Below are 19,926 nucleotides of genomic sequence, written 5' to 3' on the forward strand. Positions count from 1 at the left end.
TACTCAACACTCACGAGCGGTCAGCGGCCGTGGAACTCGGGCTTGCGCTTCTCGGCGAAGGCTCGGGGGCCTTCCTTCGCGTCGGCGCTGCCGAAGACCGCCATGCCCAGCTTCGCGTCGACGGCGAAGGCGTCGTTCTCGTGCATGCCCTCGGTCTCCCGCATGGTCCGCAGGATCGCCTGGACCGCCAACGGTCCGTTGGCCGCCACCAGCTCGGCCAGCTCCATCGCGCGCGCGAGAGCCTCGCCGTCGGGGACGACGCTGCCGACCAGGCCGATGGACCGGGCCTCCTCGGCGCTGAGGTGCCGGCCGGTCAGCAGGATCTCCGCGGCCAGCGTGTACGGGATCTGCCTCGGCAGGCGGACCGCGGAGCCACCCAGCGGGAAGAGGCCCCAGCGCGCCTCGGACACGCCGAACCTGGCGCTCTGCCCCGCGACGCGGATGTCGGTCGCCTGCAGAATCTCGGTGCCGCCTGCGATGGCCGGCCCTTCGACCGCGGCGATGAGCGGCTTGGTGAGCCTGCGGCCCTTGAGCAGCGGCTCGATCACCGACAGGTCCCAGCCGCCGGCCGCGAACGAGTCGCCGGGGTGGGTGCTGGTCATGGCTTTGAGGTCGGCTCCGGCGCAGAACGCTCCGCCCGCGCCGGTCAGGATCGCGACCCGGATCGTCGGGTCCTCGTCGACCTGGTTCCAGGCCTCGCGCATGATCGCCATCATGTCGGCGGACAGCGCATTGCGTGCCTTGGGGCGGTTCATCGTGACGACCAGTACGGCGCCCTGACGCTCGACGAGGCAGTGCGGCTGCTCGGTCTCGGCGGTGGCGGACCCGGTGGCGGGCGACTTCGAAGTCATGGGCACTCCAGGGAGGTGGACTGTTGCCGAAAACAGTAACATGTTCTAGTTTTGTCCGATGGCACTGAACATTGCCGATCTCTTCGAGCACGCCGTCGATCTCGTCCCCGATCGGCTCGCGTTGATCTGCGGAGCCGACGAGCTGACCTACGCGCAGCTGGACGAGAACGCGAACCGCCTGGCTCATCACCTGCGGGAACACGGGGTGACCACGGGCTCGCACATAGGTGTCCAGGCCCGGAACTCGGTCGAGACCGTGCAGGCCATCCTCGCCGCGTACAAGCTGCGCGCGGTCCCGATCAACGTGAACTACCGGTACGTCGAGAACGAGTTGCGGTATCTGTACGACAACGCGGACCTGATGGCGCTCGTGCACGACCAGCGCTACACGGAACGCGTCGCGGCGGTTCGGGATGAGTCGACGACCCTGCGGCACGTGATCGTCATCCCGGACGACAGCGGAGCGGAGATCCCCGAGGGCCACGGCGTCCGCTATCCGGACGCCGTCGTGGGCCGGTCCGGCGATCGGGACTTCGGCGAACGCAGCGGCGACGACACCTACGTGCTCTACACCGGCGGCACGACCGGCATGCCGAAGGGCGTGCTGTGGCGCCACGAGGACGTCTGGCGCGCTCTGGGCGGAGGGATCGACTTCGCCACCAAGGTGCGGGTCGTCGACGAGTGGCAGCAGTCCCGGATGGGCAAGGACTTCGCGTTGGTTCGCCTGTGCCTGCCGCCACTGATCCACGGCGCCGCGCAGTGGGGTGTGCTGCTGACCCTGTTCTGTTGCGACACGGCTGTGCTGATGCCGCGGTTCGACGCCGACGAGGCCTGGCGCGCGATCGATCGTCACAAGGCCAACATCGTGACCTTCGTGGGTGACGCGATGGCGAGACCGCTGATCGAAGCCTACGAGGCGGGGGACTACGACGGCTCCTCGGTCATGGCGATGTCGAGCCACGCCGCGTTGTTCTCCCCGGCGGTGCAGCAACGCGTCATGGCGGCACTGCCCAACGTGGTGCTGACCGACGCGATCGGCTCCTCGGAGTCCGGTTTCAACGGCATCCAGATGGTGTCCAAGGACAGTAGACCCACGGGCGGTCCCCGGGTCAGCCCCGGAGCGGACGTGATCGTGATCGACGAGGACGGCCGCCAGGTGCCCTCCGGTTCCGGCAGGGTCGGCAAGGTGGGGCGCGGCGGACACATCCCGTACGGCTACTACAAGGACCCGGAGAAGACGAAGGCGCTGTTCGTCGAGGTCGACGGCACGAGGTACGCGGTGCCGGGGGACTTCGCCCGGATGGAGACCGACGGGACCATGACCCTGCTCGGCCGGGGCAACGTCTCGATCAACACCGGCGGCGAGAAGGTGTTCCCCGAAGAGGTCGAAGGGGCGCTCAAGGCGCATCCCGACGTGTTCGACGCGTTGGTGATCGGTGTGCCCGATGAGCGCCTCGGTCAGCAGGTGGGCGCCGTCGTCCAGCCCCGGCCCGGCGCCCGGCCGGGACTCGAGGCACTGGACGCTCACCTGCGCACGTACATCGCCGGGTACAAGGTGCCCCGCGTCCTGTGGCTCGTCGACGAGGTGGGCCGGACGCCGAGCGGCAAGCCGGACTACCGGTGGGCCGTGGAGCATGCGACCGCGAACGAACCCGTCGGTCGCAGGCGGTCCACGCCCGTCACATCCATCAACTGAACGGAGGCGCCGTGCGCACCGAGATCTGCGACCGGTTCGGGATCGAACACCCGATCATCGGCTTCACCCCGTCCGAGCACGTCGCGGCTGCGATCAGCAAGGCCGGCGGGCTCGGTGTGCTGGGCTGCGTGCGGTACAACGACGCCGCCGAACTGGATCGCGCGCTGGACTGGATGGACGAGAACACCGACGGGCGTCCGTACGGGGTCGACATCGTGATGCCGGCGACCGTGCCGACCGAGGGGACGCCTGTCGACCTGGACACGCTGATCCCGGCGGGGCACCGGGACTTCGTCGAGCGGACCCTGACCGAACTGGGTGTCCCCCCGCTGCCCGCCGACGAGAAGGGCAGGGACGGGGTGCTCGGCTGGCTGCACTCGGTGGCCCGCTCGCACGTCGACGTGGCCCTCACCCACCGGATCGCACTGATCGCGAACGCGCTCGGTTCTCCGCCGCCGGATGTGATCGATCGCGCGCATCGGGCCGGCGTTCCGGTCGCTGCACTGGCCGGCACCGCCGCGCACGCCGTCCGGCACGTGGACGCGGGTGTGGACCTGGTCGTGGCCCAGGGTTACGAGGCGGGCGGGCACACCGGCGAGATCGCCAGCATGGTGCTGCTGCCCGAGGTCGTGGACGCGGTGGGGGACAGGGCGCCGGTGCTCGCCGCGGGCGGCATCGGTACCGGCCGGCAGATCGCGGCCGCGCTGGCACTGGGCGCGGCCGGTGTGTGGATGGGCTCGACCTGGCTGACCACCAGCGAGTACACGCTCGACATGCCGGAGTCGGCGACCCAGCGTGCGCTGCTCGCCGCCGGTTCGTCGGACACGGTCCGCTCGCGCATCTACACCGGCAAACCGGCCCGGCTGCTGAAGACCCGGTGGACCGAGGCCTGGAACAGTGCCGACGCGCCGAAGCCGCTGCCCATGCCGCTGCAGAACCTGCTGGTCAGTCCCGCGCACAACCGGATCACCCGGTCCGACGACCCCGAGGTCGTCGCCATGCCGGTCGGGCAGATCGTCGGACGGATGAACGAGGTACGCCCGGTCGCCGATGTGTTCGACACGCTGCTCACCGAGCTGACCGCCACTCTGGACCGCCTGGACAACCTGCGTAAGAACTGACCCGCGGCCGAGTCCGACAAGATCACCACCGCGTGAGGGCTGTTCTCGGGCAGAGAATCAGCCCTCACGCGGTGGTGATCTTGTATTTTGACGCTGTCGGTCAGGGTTTCGCGTCGGCCAGGATCGTGCCGAGGCGGACGAGCTGCTCGGTGGCGCCGCCGAGGGCGAACTCGTTGCGTTTCGCCGCCGTGAAGTAGCGGTGCAGTGCGTGGTCGACGTCGATGCCGACGCCGCCGTGCAGGTGGACCGCGGTGTGGGCGACCCGGTGACCGGCGTCGGCCGCCCAGAACTTCGCGGTGGCGACCTCGGCCTCGGCCGCGCGGCCGGTGTCCAGGTGCCAGACGGCCTGCCACAGGGTCATGCGAATCGCCGCGACGTCGATGTAGGCGTCCGCGATGCGCTGCGACACGGCCTGGAAGCCGCCGATCGGGCGGCCGAACTGCACACGGGTGCGCGCGTACTCGGCGGTCAGCTCCAGAGCGCGGTCGGTGATCCCGAGCTGGAGCGCGCAGAGCCCGACGGTTGCACGGGTCACGAGCCAGTCGGCGACCTCGCCGGCTTCGGTGGCCCCGCCGAGGATGCGGTCCGAGGACAGCACGACACCGGTGAGCTCCAGCTGCGCCGCACTGTCCAGGTCCGTCATGCGCTGCGCGCGGACCCGTACGCCGGCGTCCCCGGGCTCGACGAGGAAGACGGTGCGCCCGGTGGGGGTGTCCGCGGCCACCAGGAACAGTGCCGAGATCGAGCCGTCCGGGACCGCGACCGCGGTGCCGTCGAGCACCCAGCCTCCGTCCGGCGAGGCCACGGCGCGCGGCGCGGTGGCGGGCTCGGCCGCTTCCAGTGCCGCGGTCAGCACCACCGTGCCCTCGGCCGCCGGTGCGACCCAGCGGTCCCGCTGCTCGGCCGTACCGAACCGGGACAGCGCCGAGGCCGCCACCACGATGGAGGAGAGATAGGGCGCGGGCGCGACCGCCCTGCCGATCTCCTCGAGCACCGAACACTGCTCGAACAACCCGAACCCACTGCCGCCGACCGACTCGGGAAGCGCGGCGGCGAGCACGCCTGCCTCCGCGAGCGCCGCCCACAGAGTCGCGTCGAAGCGGTTCGGGCCGTCCTCGATCGCGCGGAGACGTTCCTGGGTGACCTGGTCGGTCAGGATCTGTCGGGCCAGCGCGGCGAGGTCGGCCTGCGCTTCGGTGGGGGAGAAGTCCATGACGGTTCCCTTCGGGGAGTCAGCGCCGGGAGACCGGCAGGCCGAGTGCGGTTGCCGCGATGATGTCTCGCTGTACCTCGTTGGTGCCGCCACCGAAGGTCAGGATCAGCGCGGCGCGGTGCATACGCTCGATCCGGCCGCGCAGCAGCTCACCCGGCGAACCGAGCCGCACCGTCGCGGACGGGCCGAGGACTTCCATGAGCAGGCGGTATGCCTCGGTGGCGAACTCGGTGCCGAAGACCTTCGACGCGGAGGCGTCGGCGGGGCTCGGCGAGGCCTCTGCGGACGAGGCGATACGCCAGCCCATCAGCTTCAGGAACTCGGCCTTCGCGTGCACCTTGGCCAGGTGAGCCCTGACCCACTCGCGGTCAAGGGCCCCGGTCGAGCGCGCCCACTCGGTGACCTCACGGAGCGCGATGAACAGCGGTGCCGCCGAGGTGAGCGCCACGCGCTCGTGGTTGAGCTGGTTGGTGATGAGTCCCCAGCCCCGGTTCTCCTCCCCGACCAGCGCGCTCGCGGGCACCCGCACGTCGGAGTAGTAGGTCGCGCTCGTGCCGACACCGGACATCGTGCGGACCGGGGTCCAGGAGAAGCCGTCGGCATCGGTCGGGACGATCAGGATGGACAGGCCGCGATGGGCCTTGGCCTCCGGATCGGTGCGGCAGGCCAGCCACACGTAGTCGGCGTGCTGGATGAGGCTCGTCCACATCTTCTGGCCGTTGATCACGAAGTCGTCACCGTCGCGGACCGCGCGGGTGCGCAGCGACGCGAGGTCGGTGCCGGCCTCGGGCTCGGAGTAGCCGATGGAGAAGTGCAGCTCACCGCGCGCGATACGGGGGAGGAAGAACTCGCGCTGCTCGGGCGTGCCGTATTTGATGATGGTCGGCCCGACCGTGTTGATGGTCAGGAAGGGCACCGGGACGCCCGCGATCGCGGCCTCGTCGGTGAAGATCAGCTGGTCCATGACGGACAGGTCGCGCCCGCCGTATTCGGAGGGCCAGCCGAGCGTGAGCCAGCCATCCGCGCCGAGCTGTCTGATGATCTCGCGGTAAGCTCCGCCGCTCCCGTACTCGCCTTCCCCAGAGGTGAGGTCGGCCCGCCGTTCCGGTGTCATCACGCTGGCGAAATACGTGGACAGCTCGGTGCGCAGCGCTTGCTGTTCCGGAGTGAACGCAAGGTGCATGAGTAGCTCCGTTCAAGGAAAACTGAAACGCGTTCTAGACAGTGTAGAGGGCGAGAACGGAGAGTTCCAGATGCACGTGTGTCAACCCGGGTTTGACCAAAAAAGGAACTCGTTCTAGTCTCTCGGTAGACGCTGGCCGGGCTGCTCGCTGCCAGATACGTCACAGCATCTTCTGCACGTCGAGGAGGACTTGGACGATGGTGAGCGGGTCGAGGGGCAACGGCCTGGCCGGTCAGGTCGCGGTGGTGACCGGGGCGGGTGCCGGACTCGGTCGAGCCGAGGCACTGGCCCTCGCCGCCGAAGGTGCCGACCTCGTGATCAACGACCTCGGAACGGCCGCCGCCGAGGTGGTCGACGAGATCGAGGCGCTCGGCGGCAAGGCCGTCCTGGTGACCGGCGACATCGCCGAGCGGGCAACGGCCGACGAGCTGGTCGAGACGGCGGTGCAGCGCTTCGGCGGGCTGCACGTCGTGGTCAACAACGCCGGGATGTTGCGGGACCGGATGCTGTTCAGCATGTCCGACGAGGACTGGGACCAGGTGATCCGGGTCCACCTGCGTGGACACTTCCTGCTGTGCCGCAATGCCGCCGCCTACTGGCGAGGCCGGTCCAAGGAGGGCAACGCGGTCTACGGGCGGATCATCAACACCGCGTCCGAAGCGTTCCTGCTCGGCCCGCCGGGCCAGGCCAACTACGGCGCGGCGAAGGCCGGCATCGTGGCGCTGACCGTGTCCGCCGCGCGCTCGTTGCAGCGCTACGGGGTCACCGCGAACGCGATCTGCCCGCGCGCCCGGACCGCGATGACCGAGAACGTCTTCGGTGCCGCGCCCTCGGACGGTCAGGATCCACTCGGAACCGGCCACGTCGCGCCCCTGGTCGCCTATCTCGCCTCCCCGGGAGCCGCCGCGATCAGCGGTCAGGTCTTCGTGGTGCACGGTGGGAAGGTCGCGCTGCTCGCCGCTCCCACGGTGGAGCAGCGGTTCGACACGAGCGCCGGGCAGTGGACGCAGAACGAGCTGAACGACACCGTCGGCCGTTACTTCGCCGACCGGGACCCCGCACACATGTTCGCCGCTACGGAGGTACTGGAGCTGTGAGCCTTTCTGTCCTCGCCCACCGGGAGGCCGTCGGCCTGCCCGACGGCCTGATGTTCATCGACGGCACGTGGCGATCCGGCCAGGACGACACGAGCTGGACACACAAGCACCCGGCCACGGGTGAGGAGATCGGTTCCTTCTCGGTCTCCGGGGTCGCGGACGTCGACGCCGCTGTCCGTGCCGCCCGGATCGCGTTCGACGAGGGCCCGTGGCCCAGGATGCGTGCCGGCGAGCGGATTCGGCTGCTGCACGGGTGCGCCGCGACCCTGCGCGACCACGCGGACGAGCTACGTTCGCTGCAGGCACTCGACAACGGCGTCCCGCTGTCCTTCGCCTCGGTCTACGCCACGTCTGTCGGCGCCGCCGCCGACGTGTTCGACCACCACGCGGGCTGGGTGGACAAGGTGGGCGGTCAGACGCTGCCCGCGTACCAGGGCGGCGATCACCTGGCGATGACCTTCCGCGAGCCGGTCGGCGTCGTCGCGGCGGTCCTGCCGTGGAACGCCCCGTTCCTGCTGTTCGCGCAGAAGGTCGCTCCGGCGCTCGCGGCGGGGTGCACCGTGGTGGTGAAGCCGTCGGAGCACGCGACGTTCACCGTGCTGCGGATGGTGGCGCTGCTGCTCGACGCCGGTCTGCCCGCCGGTGTGCTGCAGGTCGTGACGGGGCCCGGCGAACCGACCGGCCAGGCACTGATCTCTCACCCCGGCGTCGACAAGGTGAGCTTCACCGGTAGCCGGGGGATCGGCCGCAAGGTCATCGAGGCATCCGCGAGCACGATGAAGCGGGTCTCCCTCGAGCTGGGCGGCAAGAGCCCGGCCATCGTCTTCCCGGACGCGAACGTCGACCTCGCCGGCATGACCGCGATGGGCATGGTCACCATGGGCCTCTCCGGTCAGGCCTGTGTCGCGCACACCCGCGCGCTCGTGCACCGGGACGTCTACGACCAGTTCGTCGCCGCGACCCAGCTGCTCGCCGGGATGATCACCTACGGCGACCCGTTCGATCCGTCGGTGCTGGCGAGCGCGCTGATCAGCGAGCGTCAGCTCGATCGGGTGCTCGGCTACATCGAGACCGGTGTCAAGGAGGGTGCCCGTCTGGTCGCCGGTGGCACCAGAGGTGAGGGTGACCTCGCCGCGGGTAACTTCGTGACCCCGACGATCTTCGCCGACGTCGACAACTCGATGACCGTCGCCCGTGAGGAGATCTTCGGTCCGGTCCTGGTCGTGGTGCCCTTCGACGACGAGGACGAGGCGGTACGTATCGCCAACGACACCGAGTACGGCCTGGGCGCGGGGCTCTACACGACCGATGCCGCGCGGGCGTTCCGGGTGGCCAGGAAGCTGCGGGCGGGCACGATCGGCATCAACGGCTTCCAGGTCGAGCCGCACCTTCCGTTCGGTGGCTTCCAGCAGTCCGGTCTCGGTCGTGAGGGTGGGCTGGCGGCGTTCGAGGCCTACACCGAGCTCAAGTCGGTCGTGATGCCGTTGACCGAGGAACTGATGTGACGCCCCGGCTGGCCGGCAAGGTCGCGCTCGTGACGGGCGCGGCCCGGGGCATGGGCGCGGCCACGGTCCGGCGGTTCGTCGCCGAGGGCGCTCGGGTGATGATCGCCGACATCTCGGACGACGCGGGCAAGGCGCTGGCCGACGAACTGGGCGAGCCCGCCGCCTACACCCACCTCGACGTGAGCAGCGAGAGCGACTGGGCCTCGGCGATGGAGGCGGTGACCAGCACGTTCGGTGCACTCCACGTGCTGGTCAACAACGCGGGCGTGCTGCATTTCGGCAGCCTGGTCGACACGACGCTCGCCGACTACCAGCGGGTGATCTCCGTCAACCAGGTCGGGACCTTCCTGGGCATGCGTACCGCGGTCCCGGCGCTGCGCGCGGCGGGGGGCGGCTCGATCGTCAACCTGTCCTCGGTCGAGGGGCTGGCCGCCGCACCCATGCTGACGGCGTACACGGCCAGCAAGTTCGCCATCCGAGGGATGACGAAGGTCGCGGCGCTCGAGCTCGGGCCGGACGGCATCCGGGTCAACTCGGTGCACCCTGGCATGATCGACACCGAGCTGATCAGCGACGCCGTCGGTGGCCACAAGCTGGACCTGGGCCCGGTCGGACGCAAGCTCGCGCTGCGCCGGGTGGGCGAGCCAGAGGACATCGCCAACCTCGTGCTGTTCCTGGCCAGCGACGAGAGCCGGTACTGCACCGGCGCGGAGTTCGTGGCTGACGGCGGTGCCACGGCTACGCACGCCCTCAACGTCACCTAGGGCGAGGCCGAATCGTTGCCACACCAGCCCCACTTGCGATGTCAACCACCTCACACCGTCGGGAGTCAGGCATGACCCGTCAGGCCACGATGGCCGACTTTCCCGGCGTGCGCGCGCTGCGTCAGATCGGCAATCTCGCGACCCTGGCCTGGCTGGTGCTGCGGTCGCTGCCCCGGCGTCCGTTCCAGTGGCGCGAGTTCCTGCAGCAGGCGTGGTTGTTCGCCTCGGTCACGATTCTGCCGACCGCGCTGGTGGCGATTCCGTTCGGCGCGGTCATCGCGCTGCAGCTCGGGTCGCTGACCCAGCAGATCGGCGCACAGTCGTTCACCGGAGCGGCCAGCGCGCTGGCCATCGTGCAGCAGGCCAGCCCACTGGTCACCGCGTTGCTGGTGGCGGGTGCCGGTGGCTCCGCGATGTGCGCCGACCTCGGCGCGCGGGTGATCCGGGAGGAGATCGACGCGCTGGAGGTACTCGGCGTCGATCCGGTACAGCGGTTGATCGTGCCGAGGGTGCTGGCGGCCATGGGCGTGTCGGTGCTGCTGAACGGACTCGTCAGCGTCGTCGGTGTGCTCGGTGGTTACTTCTTCAACGTGGTCATGCAGGGCGGTACCCCGGGCGCCTACCTGGCCAGCTTCAACGCACTCGCGCAGCTCCCCGACCTGTGGATCAGTGAGTTCAAGGCGCTGCTCTACGGGTTCGTCGCGGGTGTGGTGGCCGCCTACCGGGGGCTCAACCCCCGAGGCGGGCCCAAAGGCGTCGGCGACGCCGTGAACCAGGCAGTGGTGATCACGTTCCTGCTGCTGTTCCTGATCAACCTCATTCTCACCGGCATTTACCTGCAGGTCGTCCCCCCGAAGGCGCTCTGATCCGATGACTCGTCCCACCCCCGTCGTCTCCCCGATCGTTCCGCCGTCCCGTAGGTCGCTCAGCGCGATCGCGGCGCGCGCGATCGACGAGCGCGGCACCGCACTGGCCGACGTCGGCTGGCAGCTGGCCTTCTACGGCCGCACCGCCGCGTCGGCGCCACGTGCCATCCGCCGCTACCCGAGGGAGACCCTGCGCCTGCTGTCCGAGGTGTGCTTCGGCACCGGCGGGCTCGCGGTCATCGGTGGAACGCTCGGCGTCATGGTCGGCATGACCTTCTTCACCGGCGCGGTGGTCGGCCTGCAGGGTTACTCCGCGCTGGAGCAGCTCGGCACGGCCGCGCTCACCGGGTTCATCTCGGCTTACTTCAACACCCGCGAGGTGGCCCCGCTCTCGGCGGGGCTCGCGTTGTCCGCGACGGTCGGCTGCGGTTTCACCGCTCAGCTCGGCGCCATGCGCATCTCGGACGAGATCGACGCGCTCGAGGTGATGGCGGTGCAGAGCCTGCCGTACCTGGTCACCACGAGGGTCATCGCGGGTTTCGCCGCCGTCATCCCGCTGTACGTGGTGGGCCTGCTGGCCTCGTACCTCGCGTCCCGTCAGGTCACCATCTGGTTCTACGGCCAGTCGGGTGGCACCTACGACCACTACTTCCACCTGTTCCTGCCGCCGGGCGACGTGCTCTGGTCGTTCCTCAAGGTGATGGTGTTCGCCCTGGTCGTGATCCTGTCGCACTGCTACTACGGCTATACCGCTCGCGGCGGGCCCGCCGGTGTCGGTGTGGCGGTCGGACGGGCGGTGCGCACGTCGATCGTCCTGGTCGCCTTCACCGACTTCTTCCTCAGCCTGGCCATCTGGGGTTCCAGCACGACTGTTCGGATCGGCGGATGATCGGCTACTCGCCCGAGGAGCGGCGCCGCTACCAGGTACTGGGTGTCATCTTCCTGGCGGTCATGGTCGCATTCGTGGCGGTGACCGTCGGCATCTACCGCAAGGCGTTCACTCCGGCGGTGATGGTGACCCTACAGGCCGAGCGCATCGGCACCCAGCTGATCGCCGGCGCCGACGTGAAGGTGCGCGGGGTCCGGGTCGGAGAGGTCCGGTCCGTCTCGACCAGCGCGTCCGGCGCCTCGGCACAGCTGGCGCTGGATCCCGACTCGGTACAGCTCGTCCCGGCCAACGTGACCGCGCGCCTGCTGCCCAAGACGCTGTTCGGCGAGCGCTACGTCGACCTGTCCATCCCGGCCCGTCCGGCGCCACCGATCACCGCCGGTGCGGTCATTCCTCCCGATCGCTCCAGCTCGGCGATCGAGGTGGCGCAAGTGATGGACCACCTGTTGCCGACGTTGGAGGCCGTGCGGCCCGCCCAGCTGGCGAGCACGCTCGGCGCCCTGTCCCAGGCGCTGCACGGGCGGGGCACGACGCTCGGCACGACCCTGGTCGGGCTCGACACCTACCTGAAGGGCGTCAATCCGGCGGTGCCCGCGGTCCTCGCGTCGCTGAGCGACCTGCGGCCGGTCACCGACACCTACTCCGACGCGGCGCCCCAGCTGTTCGGTGGGCTCGCCGACCTGGGCACGACCAGCCAGACGTTCCTCGACATGCGGGACGACCTGCGGCGCATGCTCCTCGGCATCACCGACGCATCCGGTGACCTGACCGACTTCCTCGACGAGAACCAGGAGAACCTGGTGGCGCTGAGTGCCTCGGCCCGCCCCACACTGGAGATCTTCGCCCGCTACTCGCCCGAGTTCCCGTGCGTCTTCCGGCAGATGGTGACCGGCATCCCCCGCGCGGAGGCGGTGTTCGGGAAGGGCTCGACACATCCGGAGCAGGGGCGCTACACGATCGAGGTCACCGCGAGCCGGGGGAAGTACCTCCCGGGTGTCGACACCCCGATCAACGCCGACGACCGTGGCCCTCGGTGCTACAGCCAGACACCGACCGCGCCGCAGTACGCACCCGGCGGACCGCTCAAGGACGGCGCGCGTAAGCCTCCGGCCGCGTCGAACCAGCCCGATCCGAGCCTCGGCGGCCTGCTCGGGCTGAGCACCGACGACACGTCGAAGGGGGTCACGAGCCCACCGCCCGCCGACCGGCAGGCGCTCGTGCCGCTGCTCGGCGGTGACGGGTCCGCCGGGCCCTCGGGCTCGGGCGGGCCCGGCTTCCTCGGCCCGCTGGACGGTGGTGACCGGTGAGAAGCGTGCTGGGACCCTCGATCAAGCTGGGGATCTTCGCGGTGGTGACCGTGTTGCTGACCGGAGTGCTCGCGGCCACGATCGCGAACACGAACTTCAGCTCGTCGAACGGCTACACGGCGATGTTCACCGACGCGTCGGGGCTGCAGACCGGTGACGACGTGCGCATGCGGGGGGTCAAGATCGGTCAGGTGACCTCGCTCGAGGTCGCCGGTGGCCAGTACGCGGCGGTGGGGTTCGACGTCGACTCGGCCCGGTCCCTGCCCGCGACGGTGCGTGCCACCATCAAGTACCGCAACCTGATCGGCCAGCGGTATCTGTCGCTCGACGCGGGCGCCCCGGCCGGTCCGACGCCGGCGAGACTGGCGACGGGCGCCACGATCCCGCTGGCCCGGACCCAGCCGGCGTTGAACCTGACAGACCTGTTCAACGGCTTCCAGCCACTGTTCCGGGCGCTCAACCCGGCCGACGTCAACCAGCTCTCCTACGAGATCATCCAGGTCTTCCAGGGTGAGGGTGCGACCGTCGAGGGTCTGTTGGGCACCACGGCGGCGCTGACGAACACGTTGGCGGACCGTGACCAGGTGATCGGCAGGGTCGTGGACAACCTGAACACGGTCATCGGCAACGTCAGCGCACACTCACCGCAGCTCGACCAGATGATCGACACGCTGCAGCTCCTGGTCAGCGGACTGGCACGGGATCGTGAGCCGATCGGCTCCGCGGTCAGCGCCATCGGCGACCTGACGAAGACGACGGCCGGTCTGGTCGGGCCCGCGCGGGCGCCGCTGGAGGCGGACATCGCGGCCCTCGGGCAGCTGAGCGGCACACTGAACGACAACTCTCCGGTTGTCGACAAAGCACTGGTGGAGTGGGGGCCGAAGTTGGAGAGGCTGACCCGCACGGTCGGCTACGGCAGCTGGTTCAACTTCTACCTCTGCCAGATATCCGGTCAGGTATCGGTGTCCTCGATCGGCATCACGCTGCCGATCTACCCGCTGCCCGCGACCCAGCGTCCGGTGCGGTGCGGCCCATGAAGTCGCTGAAAGAACGTAACCAGGCCGTGGTCGGCGGTGTCACCCTCGTGCTGATCGTGGCGGTCGCGCTCGCCGCCTTCTATGCCGAGCGGTTGCCGTTCATCGGGAGCGCGGGTACCGAGTACACGGCCCAGTTCGCCGAGTCGGCGGGGCTGAGCGTCGACGACGAGGTGCGGGTCGCGGGCATCCGGGTCGGCAAGGTCATGAAGGTCGGGTTGGACAAGGGTCGCGTCGTCGTCCGTTTCCGGGTCGACGGGGTTCGGGTGGGCGACCAGAGCCGGGTCGGCATCGAGATCAAGACGCTGCTGGGGGAGAAGTTCCTCGCAGTGCTTCCCGCCGGTTCACGGGACCAGGACCCGGACACGGTGATCCCGGTCGCCCGCACAAGCACACCGTTCGAGATTCCGGACGCGTTCGGGCAGCTGAGCACCACGGTCGACCAGATCAACACCACCCAGCTGGCCCAGAGCTTCCGGGTGCTGGCCACGACCTTCGCCAACACGCCGGACGAGTTCGGCAAGACCCTCGATGGGCTGTCGCGGCTGTCCGAGACCATCGCCTCGCGCGACCAGCAGCTCACCGCACTGCTGGCCAGCGCCAGCAACGTCAGCGGTGTGCTGGCCGGCCGCAACGAGCAGGTGGGCACGCTGCTCACGGACGGCTCGCGGCTGCTGGACGAGCTGAACCGGCGCAAGGACGCGATCAACACGTTGCTGGTCGGCACCCAGCGCCTCGCGGACGAGCTGCGCGGACTGGTGCAGGACAACCAGGACCAGCTCAACCCCGCGTTGGAGGAACTGGACGGGGTGACCAAGCTGCTGCAGCGCAATCAGGACGCGTTGTCCCACGGCGTCGCGGCGCTGGCCCCGTACGTGCGCGCCTCGAACAACCTGGTCGGCAACGGACGGTGGTTCGACGGCGCCCTGTGCGGCCTGCTCTCGCCCACGATCAACGTGCAGGGTCTGCAGCTCAATCCCGGCACGTGTGGGCCGCCGGAGACCAAGGACGGACCACTGCCGTCAGGGGGTAGGAAGTGAACGCGGTCGAGACGCGGGGCACGAGCAGGACGACGGTGATGGCCGTCGTGTGTGTGGTCGCGCTGCTGGTGGCGGCCACCGGCTGGTGGCTGCTGCGTGCGCCGTCCGGCACCGTGATCACCGCCTACTTCGACCGGGCCGTCGGGTTGTACGCGGGTTCGGACGTGCGAGTGCTGGGGGTCAAGGTCGGCAAGGTGACCGACGTGACGCCGGCGGGCTCGGTGGTGAGGGTGGCGCTGACCGTCGACGACGAGTTCCCCATCCCGCCGAACGCGTCGGCGGCGGTCGTCGCCTCCAGCCTGGTGAGCGACCGGTACGTGCAGCTCACGCCGGCCTACGTCGATGGACCGGTGATGCGGTCCGGCACTGTGATTCCCCGGGAGCGCACCGAGACCCCGGTCGAGATCGACGAGCTGCTGCACAGCGTGAACCAGCTGTCGACCGCGCTGGGGCCGGACGGGGCCAACAAGACCGGTGCGTTGTCCGCCGCGGTCGACACCGCTGCCGCGAACCTACGCGGCAACGGGACCGACCTGAACGCCACGTTGACACGGCTGGGCGCGCTGGCCGGGACGCTGTCGCACTCGCGGGGTGACCTGTTCGCCACGATCGACAACCTGAACAAGTTCACCGGGACGCTGGCCGAGAGCGACGCGCAGGTGCGCGACTTCCAGAGCAGGCTGGCCGCGGTGAGCTCGAACCTGGGTTCACAGAGCGACCAGGTCGGTCACACGCTGGACTCGCTCGCCGGTGCGCTCGGGCGGGTCAACGACTTCGTCGGGGAGAACCGTGAGCTGGTGTCGTCCAACGTGCATCGACTGACCGGGATCACCAGGGCGCTGGCCGACGAGAAGAAGGCGCTCAGCGAGGTGATCGACGTCGCCCCGCTCGGGGCGTCCAACTTCCTCGGTTCCTACGACGCGGCGTCCGGTTCCGTCGCGGTGCGCCTCGCGGTCGACGAGTTCGGCCTGACCCCCGACATGCTGGTGTGCACGATCCTGCAGCGCTACACCCCGGACTCGGTGCCCTCCCTGCTGCGCGACGGTTGCGTGCGGACAGCCCAGGGGCTGGACAAGCTGCTTCCCCTCCCCACAGTGGGTCAGACGCTCGGAGACCTGCAGAAGGGCGCGCTGCCGTTGCCGGGAGGAACCCGATGAAGCTTCGGTCGCGCACGTCCCGGATACGTGCCGGGATGGTGCTGTTATCGGTGTTGCCGCTGATCGCGAGCTGTGGTCAGGCGGGTCTGTACGGTGCTCCGCTCCCCGGCGGCGCGGACCTGGGCGACCGTCCTTACCGGGTGGTCGCCCAGTTCGGCGACGTTCTCGATCTGGTCCCGCAGGCAAGCGTGCGGCTCAACGACGTTCCGATCGGCAAGGTGGACGAGGTGAACCTCGCGCCGGACGGCTCGGTCGCGCTGGTGACCCTGCTGATCAACGGCGATGTGACGCTGCCCGCCACCTCGCGTGCCGAGCTGCGTTCCGCGAGCCTGCTCGGTGAGAAGTTCGTCGAGCTGGAAGCGCCGAAGGGAGCCGAAGCCTCCGGGCGGCTCCGCGACGGCGCGGTCATTCCGATCAGCGGAACGCGCCGCTACCCGGAGGTGGAAGAGGTCTTCGGGGCCCTATCGCTGCTGCTCAACGGTGGTGGGCTCGGCCAGCTGCAGGACGTCATCCGGGAGGTCAACGCGACGACGACCGGGAACGAGCCGCAACTGCGGGACCTGTTGAGCCAGATCGGACGGTTCACCGGCCAGCTCAACGCCCAGCGGGACACGATCGTGCGTGCCATCGACGGGCTCGACCGGCTGTCGGTCACGCTCGCCGGGCAGACCGGGAACATCAACACCACCCTGGACAAGCTCGGACCCGGGCTGGCGGTGCTCGAGGAGCAGCGCACCGAACTCGTCGACATGCTCAAGTCGCTGGACACGTTGTCCGGGGTCGCCGTCGACACGGTGAACCGCAGCCGCGACGACGTGCTCGCCGACCTGCGGGCGCTGCGGCCGACCCTTCGTCAGCTGGCGAAGTCGGGCAACGACATCCCCAACTCGCTGCAGATCCTCCTCACCTTCCCGTACCCGGACTACGCCATGAAGTCGCTCAAGGGCGACTTCTTCAACGCGGACGTCAAGGTGGATCTCGACCTCAGCTCGACGCTGGGCAACCTGATCCGCGCCGGACAGCCGATCGTCCCCATTCCGGGCACTCCGGCACAGCCGCTGCCCAGCGTGCTCGGGAACCTTCTCCCGGCATCTCCGACGAAGCCCGAGGACCCCGACACACCACCGTCGGACATCACCGGACTGCTGTCGCCGCTCACCGGAGGCCGCTGATGCTGACTCGCCGCATCAAGATCCAGCTGATGCTGTTCGCCCTCATCGCGGTGGTGGGCATCGCCTACACGGGAGTCAGCTACGTCGGCCTCGACCGCTACTTCGGCGGCGGTGGCTACCGGGTCACCGCCGAGCTGGCCGATTCGGGCGGGATCTTCACCAACGCCGAGGTGACGTACCGCGGTGTCGCGGTCGGCCAGGTCACAGCGCTGCGGCTGAGCCCAGACGGTGTGACGGCCGAGTTGAACATCGAACACAGCGCGCCCCCGATCCCGGCCGACACCCGTGCGGTGGTGGCGGACCGCTCCGCCATCGGTGAGCAGACGGTGGACCTGCGCCCCGAACACGACACCGGACCGTTCCTGCGAGCAGGCTCGGTCATCCCGAGGGAACACACCGCGCTGCCACCTCGGCCCTCCGACGTGCTGACGAACGTGGACCAGCTGGTGTCGAGCGTCCCGACCGACTCGCTGCGCACCGTGGTCGCTGAGCTGGGCGCGGGGTTCGCGAACACCGGGCCCGCGATGCGACAGCTGATCGACGGCGCCGGTGCGTTCATCAAGACCGCGAACGAACACCTACCGCAGACGGTGGCTCTGGCGAACAACGCACAGACCGTGCTGCGGACGCAACGGCAGCAGAGCGGCGACATCCGGACGTTCAGCCGAGGCCTGCAGCAGATCGCCGCGCAGCTGAAGAAGTCCGATCCGGACCTGCGCACGGTGATCACCGACTCGTCGGAGACGGCCGACCAGGTGCAGTGGGTGGTGCGTGAGGTCGGCCCGCCACTCGCGGACGTCGTGTCCAACTCGCTGGAACTGACCCGGGTGGCGGAGCCGCGCTCCGCGGCACTGAAACAGCTGTTCGTGTCGCTGCCCATGGTCACCATGATCGGACCGACGCTCGCCCCGGACGGTCGGGGCCACCTCGGGCTGGTGCTGAACATCTACGATCCGCCGCCCTGCGAGAAGGGCTACGAGGGAACCGACAAGCGCCGCGCGGACGACCTGAGCCCGGGCAAGCCGCTCAAGAAGGTGCACTGCGCGGAGCCCAAGGGCAGCCCCACGAACGTTCGTGGCTCACAGAACGCGCCGACTCCGGGACACTAGCCACCGGTCCGCGTCGCACCGGGGTGCCGTGACGAGGCATCCCGGTGTTCGGGTCCGGCGTCAGCCGGAAGTCTCCATGGGGTCGATCGCGTGGGCGCGACGCAGCGTCGTCGCCGCGTCCTTGGTCGCCAGGCGTGCCTCGGCGAGCAGCTCGGGGTCGTAGGTCTGTTTGAAGAGCATGTGCGCCGCGTCGGCCAGGTTCTTGAGGTAGCTGGCGTGATCGGGGTGGTCGGTGGACGAGGTGGCCACGGCGAGGCGCGCCATGTCGACCGCCTCGGTCAGCAGCACCAGGTTTCGGGTTCGCCCGAACAGCCGCTGCAACGCATTGCCGAGGTTGTTGACGCGAACCGCGTAGCTGGCGTGGTCGCTCGGAGTGGCCGTCACCGCTGTGCGTCCCACCTCGACGGCCTCCTCCAGCACCCTGAGGTCGCCGGTCTGCTGGAACAGCCGTTGCAACGCGGCACCCAGGTTGTTGAGCGCGGTGGCGTGCTCCGCGTGCTCCGCGGGAACCGTGATCACCGCGCGACGGTAGGAGCTGACCGCGTCACGCAGAGCCGCGACGTTCTTCGTCTGTTCGAACTGGCCGACGAGGTCGTTCGCGTGAGTGATGGCGATCTGGCCCTCGATGAGGTCGCCCTTGCGTAGCCGTCGGGACATGGCCGGACGCCGCGGCCTGTCGCGGTCCGCCGGGTGCCTCAGTTTCCACACGGGTCGTGCACCTGCCCTCCCTTAACTGCTACTTACATTTCTACGTGAACCGCGGCGCCGGGGTCGGGGCGACCGCCCTTCATGGTCAACGCGAGTGCGACTCCGCCGAAGGCGACCAGGCTGGATATGTAGAGGCCGTTGTTGTATGTGGTGATCAACACACTGTTGTGCAGCGCCTGGTACATGCCCAGTAGGCCGGGGCGCCCTGGTCGGCGGCGCCGGAGACCTGGGGGAGTGCTTGGGCTCCGCTGTCGAGCAGCGCGCCGCGGTCGTTGATCAGCTGCGCGGTCGCCGACGTGCCCAGCGTGCCGATACCGGCGACGGCGGCGGCGGCGGCGCGCGGGTCACGGTCGTGTCCGGGGTCATGGACGCCATGAGATGCAGGCCGTGGCCGAGCACACACAGCCAGAGGATTGGGGTGATGAGCATGACGGAGTTCTGGTCGATCGTCGTGGTCATAGCCGATCCCTCTTAAACGGAGATATGTCTCCGTCTATAGGGCGATGCTACAGTACCGGAGTGGGTTCTCCAATTCTCTGTGAGCAGTGACTGTGGTCACAGATGCCGAGCGACGCCCCGCCCAGCGTCGGGACGCCCAGCGCAACCGGCAGCGCATCCTGGACGCGGCGCGGGAGGTGTTCGGCGAGCAGGGTCTCGGCGCCCCGCTGGTCGAGATCACCCGTCGTGCGGGCGTGGGCGACGGGACGTTCTACCGCCACTTCCCGAGCCGGACGGACCTGCACACCGCGTTGTACGACGAGGCACGGGAGTCCATCGGGCGCGTCGGTGAACAGGCGCTGCTGATCGAGGACGGTTGGCTCGCACTGACCAGGTACTTCGAGAACGCGTGCGAGTTCACCGCGGCGAATCGCGCCATCGGCGAGCTGATGGCGGTCATGATGTCGGATCCGGCCGCCCGTGAAGCGCAGTGGGAACACGGCAACAAGGTCATGGGGGAGCTTCTGGAGCGCGCACAGCGGCAGGGTCTGGTGCACCGGGAGGTCGCGCTGGGCGACGTTCTGTCCGCGCTGAACGCGGTGCTGGTCCTCATCCCCGCGTCCGAGGGCGTGGCGCCGGAGATGTGGCGCAGGCAGCTGGCGTTCACGCTCAACGGCTTTCGCCCGCATGACGGTCTGACGGTGCCCCCGACCCCGCCGGTCACGACCGCTCAGCACCTCGAGATCGTCACGAGGCTGTTCCTGCGTCGCCAGTGA

General features: G+C 69.3%; 19 protein-coding genes. 14 read left to right on the plus strand and 5 right to left on the minus strand.

Annotated features, from left to right (window positions below; translation table 11 throughout):
- Positions 1-20 precede the first annotated feature (20 nt).
- The gene (locus tag G406_RS0109550) at positions 21-851 is read right to left on the minus strand and encodes a crotonase/enoyl-CoA hydratase family protein (protein WP_037075797.1); all 831 of its coding nucleotides are present in this window, start codon (positions 849-851) and stop codon (positions 21-23) included.
- Between the two features lie 58 nt (positions 852-909).
- Here G406_RS0109550 and G406_RS0109555 point away from each other — a divergent pair, with 58 nt between their 5' ends.
- Complete coding sequence (locus G406_RS0109555; RefSeq protein WP_028933653.1) at positions 910-2,547, plus strand: acyl-CoA synthetase; 1,638 nt, start codon at positions 910-912, stop codon at positions 2,545-2,547.
- An 11-nt stretch (positions 2,548-2,558) separates the two neighbouring features.
- Positions 2,559-3,668 (plus strand): NAD(P)H-dependent flavin oxidoreductase, encoded by a 1,110-nt coding sequence (locus G406_RS0109560; RefSeq protein WP_028933654.1) that lies wholly within the window; start codon positions 2,559-2,561, stop codon positions 3,666-3,668.
- Positions 3,669-3,768: 100 nt separating this feature from the next.
- On the opposite strand, the gene G406_RS0109565 is transcribed toward G406_RS0109560, so the two are convergent.
- A complete protein-coding gene (locus tag G406_RS0109565) occupies positions 3,769-4,881 on the minus strand; it encodes an acyl-CoA dehydrogenase family protein (RefSeq protein ID WP_028933655.1) in 1,113 nt (370 codons plus the stop codon).
- Between the two features lie 19 nt (positions 4,882-4,900).
- A complete protein-coding gene (locus G406_RS0109570) occupies positions 4,901-6,064 on the minus strand; it encodes an acyl-CoA dehydrogenase family protein (protein WP_028933656.1) in 1,164 nt (387 codons plus the stop codon).
- Between the two features lie 197 nt (positions 6,065-6,261).
- Between G406_RS0109570 and G406_RS0109575 the strand changes: the two genes are divergently transcribed.
- The 11 genes from G406_RS0109575 (at position 6,262) to G406_RS45825 (ending at position 18,004) form a co-directional block, all read left to right on the plus strand.
- Entirely contained in the window at positions 6,262-7,161 is a 900-nt protein-coding gene (locus G406_RS0109575) for a 3-oxoacyl-ACP reductase (RefSeq protein ID WP_037075799.1), read from the plus strand.
- Positions 7,158-8,666 (plus strand): aldehyde dehydrogenase family protein, encoded by a 1,509-nt coding sequence (locus G406_RS0109580; RefSeq protein ID WP_028933658.1) that lies wholly within the window; start codon positions 7,158-7,160, stop codon positions 8,664-8,666. The genes G406_RS0109575 and G406_RS0109580 overlap by 4 nt, the downstream gene beginning before the upstream one ends.
- Complete coding sequence (locus G406_RS0109585) at positions 8,663-9,430, plus strand: glucose 1-dehydrogenase (protein ID WP_028933659.1); 768 nt, start codon at positions 8,663-8,665, stop codon at positions 9,428-9,430. Before G406_RS0109580 ends, G406_RS0109585 begins: the two co-directional genes overlap by 4 nt.
- A gap of 71 nt (positions 9,431-9,501) precedes the next feature.
- The gene (locus tag G406_RS0109590) at positions 9,502-10,296 is read left to right on the plus strand and encodes an MlaE family ABC transporter permease (protein ID WP_028933660.1); all 795 of its coding nucleotides are present in this window, start codon (positions 9,502-9,504) and stop codon (positions 10,294-10,296) included.
- Positions 10,297-10,300: 4 nt separating this feature from the next.
- A complete protein-coding gene (locus tag G406_RS0109595) occupies positions 10,301-11,185 on the plus strand; it encodes an MlaE family ABC transporter permease (RefSeq protein ID WP_084215914.1) in 885 nt (294 codons plus the stop codon).
- The gene (locus G406_RS45805) at positions 11,182-12,492 is read left to right on the plus strand and encodes an MCE family protein (RefSeq protein ID WP_051341864.1); all 1,311 of its coding nucleotides are present in this window, start codon (positions 11,182-11,184) and stop codon (positions 12,490-12,492) included. The genes G406_RS0109595 and G406_RS45805 overlap by 4 nt, the downstream gene beginning before the upstream one ends.
- Positions 12,489-13,529, plus strand: a complete 1,041-nt coding sequence (locus G406_RS0109605) for an MCE family protein (protein WP_028933662.1) — start codon at positions 12,489-12,491, stop codon at positions 13,527-13,529. The genes G406_RS45805 and G406_RS0109605 overlap by 4 nt, the downstream gene beginning before the upstream one ends.
- Positions 13,526-14,566 (plus strand): MCE family protein, encoded by a 1,041-nt coding sequence (locus G406_RS45810; RefSeq protein ID WP_037075915.1) that lies wholly within the window; start codon positions 13,526-13,528, stop codon positions 14,564-14,566. The genes G406_RS0109605 and G406_RS45810 overlap by 4 nt, the downstream gene beginning before the upstream one ends.
- Positions 14,563-15,723 (plus strand): MCE family protein, encoded by a 1,161-nt coding sequence (locus G406_RS45815; RefSeq protein ID WP_037075801.1) that lies wholly within the window; start codon positions 14,563-14,565, stop codon positions 15,721-15,723. Before G406_RS45810 ends, G406_RS45815 begins: the two co-directional genes overlap by 4 nt.
- Complete coding sequence (locus tag G406_RS45820; protein ID WP_037075803.1) at positions 15,720-16,895, plus strand: MCE family protein; 1,176 nt, start codon at positions 15,720-15,722, stop codon at positions 16,893-16,895. Before G406_RS45815 ends, G406_RS45820 begins: the two co-directional genes overlap by 4 nt.
- Complete coding sequence (locus tag G406_RS45825) at positions 16,895-18,004, plus strand: MCE family protein (RefSeq protein ID WP_064742878.1); 1,110 nt, start codon at positions 16,895-16,897, stop codon at positions 18,002-18,004. The genes G406_RS45820 and G406_RS45825 overlap by 1 nt, the downstream gene beginning before the upstream one ends.
- A 60-nt stretch (positions 18,005-18,064) precedes the next feature.
- Here the strand turns inward: G406_RS45825 and G406_RS53805 are convergent, their stop codons facing one another.
- Together G406_RS53805 and G406_RS0109640 are read right to left on the minus strand one after the other, a co-directional pair.
- Positions 18,065-18,661 carry a tetratricopeptide repeat protein gene (locus G406_RS53805; RefSeq protein WP_028933663.1) on the minus strand — a complete coding sequence of 199 codons (597 nt, stop codon included), beginning with the start codon at positions 18,659-18,661 and terminating at the stop codon, positions 18,065-18,067.
- A gap of 327 nt (positions 18,662-18,988) precedes the next feature.
- Entirely contained in the window at positions 18,989-19,171 is a 183-nt protein-coding gene (locus G406_RS0109640; protein WP_028933664.1) for a hypothetical protein, read from the minus strand.
- A gap of 86 nt (positions 19,172-19,257) precedes the next feature.
- Between G406_RS0109640 and G406_RS45830 the strand changes: the two genes are divergently transcribed.
- Positions 19,258-19,926 (plus strand): TetR/AcrR family transcriptional regulator, encoded by a 669-nt coding sequence (locus G406_RS45830; RefSeq protein WP_084215915.1) that lies wholly within the window; start codon positions 19,258-19,260, stop codon positions 19,924-19,926.

The organism is Actinospineispora spinosispora DSM 44797 (assembly GCF_000429025.1).
GTDB lineage: Bacteria > Actinomycetota > Actinomycetes > Mycobacteriales > Pseudonocardiaceae > Pseudonocardia > Pseudonocardia spinosispora.

What these genes read in the sequence shown, in the direction of transcription:
- G406_RS0109550 (WP_037075797.1), bottom strand. Translation starts at nt 851, where the DNA reads ATGACTTCGAAGTCGCCCGCCACCGGGTCCGCCACCGCCGAGACCGAG.
- G406_RS0109555 (WP_028933653.1), top strand. Translation starts at nt 910, where the DNA reads ATGGCACTGAACATTGCCGATCTCTTCGAGCACGCCGTCGATCTCGTC.
- G406_RS0109565 (WP_028933655.1), bottom strand. Translation starts at nt 4,881, where the DNA reads ATGGACTTCTCCCCCACCGAAGCGCAGGCCGACCTCGCCGCGCTGGCC.
- G406_RS0109570 (WP_028933656.1), bottom strand. Translation starts at nt 6,064, where the DNA reads ATGCACCTTGCGTTCACTCCGGAACAGCAAGCGCTGCGCACCGAGCTG.
- G406_RS0109575 (WP_037075799.1), top strand. Translation starts at nt 6,262, where the DNA reads ATGGTGAGCGGGTCGAGGGGCAACGGCCTGGCCGGTCAGGTCGCGGTG.
- G406_RS0109590 (WP_028933660.1), top strand. Translation starts at nt 9,502, where the DNA reads ATGACCCGTCAGGCCACGATGGCCGACTTTCCCGGCGTGCGCGCGCTG.
- G406_RS0109595 (WP_084215914.1), top strand. Translation starts at nt 10,301, where the DNA reads ATGACTCGTCCCACCCCCGTCGTCTCCCCGATCGTTCCGCCGTCCCGT.
- G406_RS45805 (WP_051341864.1), top strand. Translation starts at nt 11,182, where the DNA reads ATGATCGGCTACTCGCCCGAGGAGCGGCGCCGCTACCAGGTACTGGGT.
- G406_RS45810 (WP_037075915.1), top strand. Translation starts at nt 13,526, where the DNA reads ATGAAGTCGCTGAAAGAACGTAACCAGGCCGTGGTCGGCGGTGTCACC.
- G406_RS45820 (WP_037075803.1), top strand. Translation starts at nt 15,720, where the DNA reads ATGAAGCTTCGGTCGCGCACGTCCCGGATACGTGCCGGGATGGTGCTG.
- G406_RS45825 (WP_064742878.1), top strand. Translation starts at nt 16,895, where the DNA reads ATGCTGACTCGCCGCATCAAGATCCAGCTGATGCTGTTCGCCCTCATC.
- G406_RS53805 (WP_028933663.1), bottom strand. Translation starts at nt 18,661, where the DNA reads ATGTCCCGACGGCTACGCAAGGGCGACCTCATCGAGGGCCAGATCGCC.
- G406_RS0109640 (WP_028933664.1), bottom strand. Translation starts at nt 19,171, where the DNA reads ATGACCACGACGATCGACCAGAACTCCGTCATGCTCATCACCCCAATC.